Annotated in this window: 7 protein-coding genes; 3 read left to right on the top strand and 4 right to left on the bottom strand. The window is 62.9% G+C overall.

The window, feature by feature from the left end; genetic code table 11:
• Positions 1-262: transposase (locus tag BM419_RS31445; RefSeq protein ID WP_139257201.1), on the bottom strand; the 262-nt coding region annotated here is incomplete at its 3' end.
• 657 nt (positions 263-919) lie between these two features.
• Complete coding sequence (locus tag BM419_RS31435) at positions 920-1,306, bottom strand: hypothetical protein (protein ID WP_139257200.1); 387 nt, start codon at positions 1,304-1,306, stop codon at positions 920-922.
• 456 nt (positions 1,307-1,762) lie between these two features.
• On the opposite strand from BM419_RS31435, the gene BM419_RS31430 reads away from it, so the two are divergent.
• On the top strand, positions 1,763-2,029 hold the full coding sequence (locus BM419_RS31430; RefSeq protein ID WP_139257199.1) for a hypothetical protein: 267 nt from the start codon (positions 1,763-1,765) through the stop codon (positions 2,027-2,029).
• Positions 2,030-2,385: 356 nt separating this feature from the next.
• Here the strand turns inward: BM419_RS31430 and BM419_RS31425 are convergent, their stop codons facing one another.
• Together BM419_RS31425 and BM419_RS31420 are read right to left on the bottom strand one after the other, a co-directional pair.
• On the bottom strand, positions 2,386-2,607 hold the full coding sequence (locus BM419_RS31425) for a hypothetical protein (RefSeq protein ID WP_091683110.1): 222 nt from the start codon (positions 2,605-2,607) through the stop codon (positions 2,386-2,388).
• 79 nt (positions 2,608-2,686) lie between these two features.
• Positions 2,687-2,869 (bottom strand): hypothetical protein, encoded by a 183-nt coding sequence (locus tag BM419_RS31420; protein WP_020096511.1) that lies wholly within the window; start codon positions 2,867-2,869, stop codon positions 2,687-2,689.
• Between the two features lie 512 nt (positions 2,870-3,381).
• On the opposite strand from BM419_RS31420, the gene groES reads away from it, so the two are divergent.
• Both groES and groEL read left to right on the top strand, forming a co-directional pair.
• On the top strand, positions 3,382-3,669 hold the full coding sequence (gene groES, locus BM419_RS31415) for a co-chaperone GroES (RefSeq protein WP_056521150.1): 288 nt from the start codon (positions 3,382-3,384) through the stop codon (positions 3,667-3,669).
• 100 nt (positions 3,670-3,769) lie between these two features.
• Positions 3,770-4,623 (top strand): chaperonin GroEL (groEL, locus tag BM419_RS31410; protein ID WP_139257198.1); only part of this gene is annotated, 854 nt, incomplete at its 3' end.

Genomic DNA, 4,623 nt, shown 5'->3' with positions numbered 1-4,623 from the left:
CCGCCTCGCGCTCCAGGCGTCGGCTTGACGGGACCCGGTTGAGATAGCCGTAGACGTACAGCTTCAGCAGGGCGGCCGGATGGTAGCCCGGTCGACCCGTGCGTGCCGCATCGACACCCGCAAAGCCGAGCGCGCCGAGTTCCAGGGCCTCCACAAAGGCATCGACGACGCGGACAGGATTGTCCTCGGCGATCCAGTCCTCAAGACAAGGCGGAAACAGCGTCGTCTGATCGCGCTCGGCACCGACAACGAACCGTCCCATGCCATCCTCCGGTCGTGCAGAGGAAAGCTACCACCTTCGGGGTTTTGACACAGCCAGGGTCGGAAGCAGCCACGCTGTTCTTGAACGGCCTGTTATGGGATTGATCCTGTTCACTGGAATGGGGCGTGCCTTCCGATTGCCGAGGGACGGCGAGTCCCCTTCCCACCACGGGAAGAGGCGCCGGTCCGCCGTTTCCGGCGCGGCAGGCGATCGGTGTCGGCAGGATGACGCCGGCTGGGCAATTAGTCGGCGCCGCCATACGGCACGCGGGACGCGTCGGTCTCGGCGCAGCTCCCGCCGGTCTCACTCGGACAGGCCGAAGGCTCTGACATGCCCGGCGGAGCGATGACCCAGTTGGAGGCACGACCGTAGCGGTTGCGGCGCCTATCGCGCGCCCTGCCAACGCACCGTCATCCGACGAAGGGCTAAATCGCCATTCGTCTCCGAAGCGCCCTCCGAATCGAAGGATCGGGCCGACTGGCGCACGATCACGTCGTCCCGCGTGATCGACCAGTCGAACCGGCCGGGCTCCTTCGCCGATGGCATGACCTGTAACTTGTGGGGATCGGATCTGAAAACGATCATCTGATCTGTTCAATGCTCCGATAAGAACCGTTTATTAATCTTCCGGGACCGATATTATAAGTCCTTTGGCAGTCACGCCGACGGCGCCTGACTTGTTTCAGTCGCGGAGGCGGACGCATGCTTCCGTGCCTCGACGCTGGCTGCCGTGCTCGCCAGTTGCGAAGCCAAGTATTGCAGCGCTTCCGTGCAACGACCGTCTTCGCGGCGCAAATCAGCAGCGCGAGCCCGATCGTCGCTCGCCGCGACAAGCGAGTCCGCAACGAGCGTCAGTCGTTCGGCGACGCGACGCATCGATTGCGGCCCGGTGAAGCTGGTCCGCGCATCGGTGGCGACGGCCTGAATCAGACCTCCAAGATCAGGCTCGAGAACCATCTCCCAGTGCTGGGCATAATTTGACGCCATCATCTGGCACTTGGTGAACCAGCTGAACTCCAAGCCTGTAAGTCTGGGTTGAGCCATAACGCACTCCTTGCTGGACGGGCTGAATTCACGCGCATGCAGACAGCCGACGGCCGCTGTCCTGCCAAAGCGCCGGCCGATGACGTCACCGTTTGCTCAGGTGGCCAGGTCGACTGGCGACGTAGAGCCGCTCCATCATGTCGAGGGTCGTCCCCGAGATTCGCCATGCCGGGAACTCAGCGCATCACCTGCTGACTGACGTCAGCACGCGACAGGACCCGCGTCCGTCCGACGACACAGTCGCGCGTCGCGGCGATCGCCCGCAGGATGCGGCGACTCTCATAAGATGGTGTGTCGAAAATATTTTACCAGATCAAATAAATATAAATCTGGCGATTTATCGCATATTAGTAATTTTATCCCGGAAAACATGAAACAGGCGCTGATCTGAACGAAATAACGTTCTCGGCGTTTTCAGTACTCGAGCTTCCGTTGCTGTCGTCAAGGAGATCCGCCATGCTCAATCAGAAACGTTTTGGGCGCAAAATATCGATCCCCTCGACGATGGAGATCAAGCGCGATCTGATGGTCATGGCGCATTCGGACACGATCGTGAAGTCCTTCAAGAGTCGTGGCCTTACCAGGGACGAATTCGGGGAAGTGGTTTCGGGCCTGGTCGCTGATGGTCTGCTTTCGCTGGAGCGAGCTCAGGTATTGACCCTCCGCTTCGAGCGCACAGACCCCCAAAGCCCAAGTCTCGTGGATGATCGTGACGCTCGATGATCTGGGAAAGCGACAGCGAAGTGGCTTGGAGATGCGTGCCGCGGATGGCTCTGTCGGCGAACGCCTTGGCAGACCGTGGCGCAGTTTCGTGAGCTGACGCTTGTCGCCAGCCCCCTCGGGAAGTGTCGGCGGGCGGTGCCGTGCAGGCCACGTTTTTGCCGAGGGCTCGAATAAGGGTCCGATCGCGGGCAGCATGACCGCCCAAGGCAACGGCACGTGACACGCATCGTGAGGATTGGTCCCGTGCCATTGTCGGGGCCCCAGCCGCCGACCTGCCGTTGTGCACGGACGAGACGCGCTTGGCCGAGGGGCGGGGGGATGAACGCGGCATCGGCATATCTGCCGGCTCGGCTTGATCAGGCCAGGATGACCTCGATTAAATGGCGGTTCGCCCAGATGGACGTGATGGTCCGGTCGATCTCCCGCAGAAGCAGTTCCGCGGCGGCTCGGGTCTCCGGGCTATTGAGCGGGCCGGCGACGATCCGTGCCTGCTGGGCCCGGCGCAGCTCGGCCGCGGCGAGTTCCTGTTCCGCCTTTGCAAGGATGTCCCGGAGGTAGGCGTCGGGCAGTGTCGGCATGGTGGCAGCCTCCCGTCCATGACATGGATCCCGCCGCGCGACCCGGTCACGGGCAACGCGGCTTCGACGAGCCCGCAGGTCAGACGGTGAAGATCTGCAGGAGGACTCCGAGGCTTCCCAACGCCGCAGTGCTGATCCCACAGACGAGGACGATATCCCCGCTCGCTATGTGCTTCGACACCGGTGCAAACCGGTAGGCTGCCGACGTCAGCGCGATGCCGAGCAACGCAATCGCCAGAGCGACGGCCATCAGAATTGTCATGACAATGATCCTTGTCCGCCAGCGGCGGGACTGACCATCGCGCGGACAAGTGTAACGTGTGAAAGAGACGAAATATCCGTCTGCCACCGGCCAGATTTTCGATTGTCAAAACTCTTGGCGATTTCAGGCGAGACAGTTGCTTTTCACGGTGAAATCGTCGCTGGTCGGCGGAGCGGTGGGCTGACTGATCGTCTTGCCATCCTCCAACACAGTCCTGCTTGAGCGGCCCGATCAGGGCGGACGATCGCGCAGGTTGATCCGCGCGGCGCGGAGATCGGTCGATCGACGCAGGCGGTTCGAATCCGCTGTCCCTCGCTGAAGGGGCCGTTTAGGCGTTTTGCCCCGGCTTCCGGATGAGCGGGGCCCGCTGTCCCATCATAAGATTAGCACTTCCATGCGGCGAGTGCTAACAGTCGGTCGATCAAGCGGCGAAACAATCTCGCCGGTCTCTGTCCCGCGACAGCGCCAATCACCGCGGTTGGATCTCGCTTGGGAACGATCAGGATCTCACAATGAAATTCCGTCCGCTGCACGACCGCGTGGTGCTCCGTCGCATCGAAGGCGAGGAGAAGACCAAGGGCGGGATCATCATCCCCGATACGGTCAAGGAGAAGCCGCAGGAGGGCGAGGTCGTCGCTGTGGGGCCCGGTGCACGCGACGAGGCCGGCAAGATCAACGCGCTCGATGTCAAGGCGGGGGACCGTGTGCTGTTCGGCAAATGGTCCGGCACCGAGGTCAAGATTGACGGCCAGGACCTCCTGATCATGAAGGAATCCGACATCCTGGGCATCGTCGCCTAGCCTCGATCAGGCCGTTCGCGGCCTCGAACGACGACCTTCCCGTCGAGGCGCCCGCTGTGGCGTGCCTTGGGGCCAGACGACAGATGATGAGCGCACCACCATGTCCGCCAAAGATGTTCGCTTTTCGGTTGATGCTCGCGAGGGGATGCTGCGCGGTGTCGAGCTGCTCGCCAGCGCAGTGAAGGTGACGCTGGGCCCGAAGGGCCGCAACGTCGTGATCGAGAAGAGCTTCGGCGCCCCGCGCATCACCAAGGACGGTGTGACGGTCGCCAAGGAGATCGAGCTCGCCGACAAGTTCGAGAACATGGGCGCCCAGATGGTGCGCGAAGTGGCCTCGAAGTCGAGCGACATTGCGGGTGACGGCACCACCACGGCGACCGTTCTGGCGGCGTCCATCGTCCGCGAGGGCGTCAAGTACGTCGCCGCCGGCATGAACCCGATGGACCTGAAACGCGGCATCGATCTGGCCGTGGCCGCGGTCGTGAAGGATATCGCGGGCCGCTCGCGGAAGGTCGCCTCGTCCGAGGAAATCGCCCAGGTCGGCACGATCTCCGCCAACGGTGACACGGAGATCGGCGAGATGATCGCCCACGCGATGCAGAAGGTGGGCAACGAGGGCGTGATCACGGTCGAGGAGGCCAAGACGGCCGAGACCGAGCTCGACGTCGTCGAGGGCATGCAGTTCGACCGCGGCTACCTCTCCCCGTACTTCATCACGAACGCGGAGAAGATGGTCGCCGAGCTCGAGGATCCCTACATCCTCATCCACGAGAAGAAGCTCTCGTCGCTCCAGGCCATGCTGCCGGTGCTCGAGGCCGTCGTTCAGACCGGCAAGCCGCTCCTGATCATCGCCGAGGACATCGAGGGCGAGGCTCTGGCCACCCTCGTCGTCAACAAGCTCCGCGGCGGCCTCAAGGTCGCGGCCGTCAAGGCGCCGGGCTTCGGTGACCGCCG

The organism is Methylobacterium sp. yr668 (assembly GCF_900116245.1).
Taxonomy (GTDB): Bacteria; Pseudomonadota; Alphaproteobacteria; order Rhizobiales; family Beijerinckiaceae; genus Methylobacterium.
The sequence above is the reverse complement of the archived record's forward strand: the minus strand, read 5'-3'. Positions and strand labels throughout refer to the sequence as shown.

Coding starts and splice junctions, on each gene's coding strand:
- BM419_RS31425 (WP_091683110.1), bottom strand. CDS start 2,607: ATGCCGACACTGCCCGACGCCTACCTCCGGGACATCCTTGCAAAGGCG.
- BM419_RS31430 (WP_139257199.1), top strand. CDS start 1,763: ATGCTCAATCAGAAACGTTTTGGGCGCAAAATATCGATCCCCTCGACG.
- BM419_RS31420 (WP_020096511.1), bottom strand. CDS start 2,869: ATGACAATTCTGATGGCCGTCGCTCTGGCGATTGCGTTGCTCGGCATC.
- groES (WP_056521150.1), top strand. CDS start 3,382: ATGAAATTCCGTCCGCTGCACGACCGCGTGGTGCTCCGTCGCATCGAA.
- BM419_RS31435 (WP_139257200.1), bottom strand. CDS start 1,306: ATGGCTCAACCCAGACTTACAGGCTTGGAGTTCAGCTGGTTCACCAAG.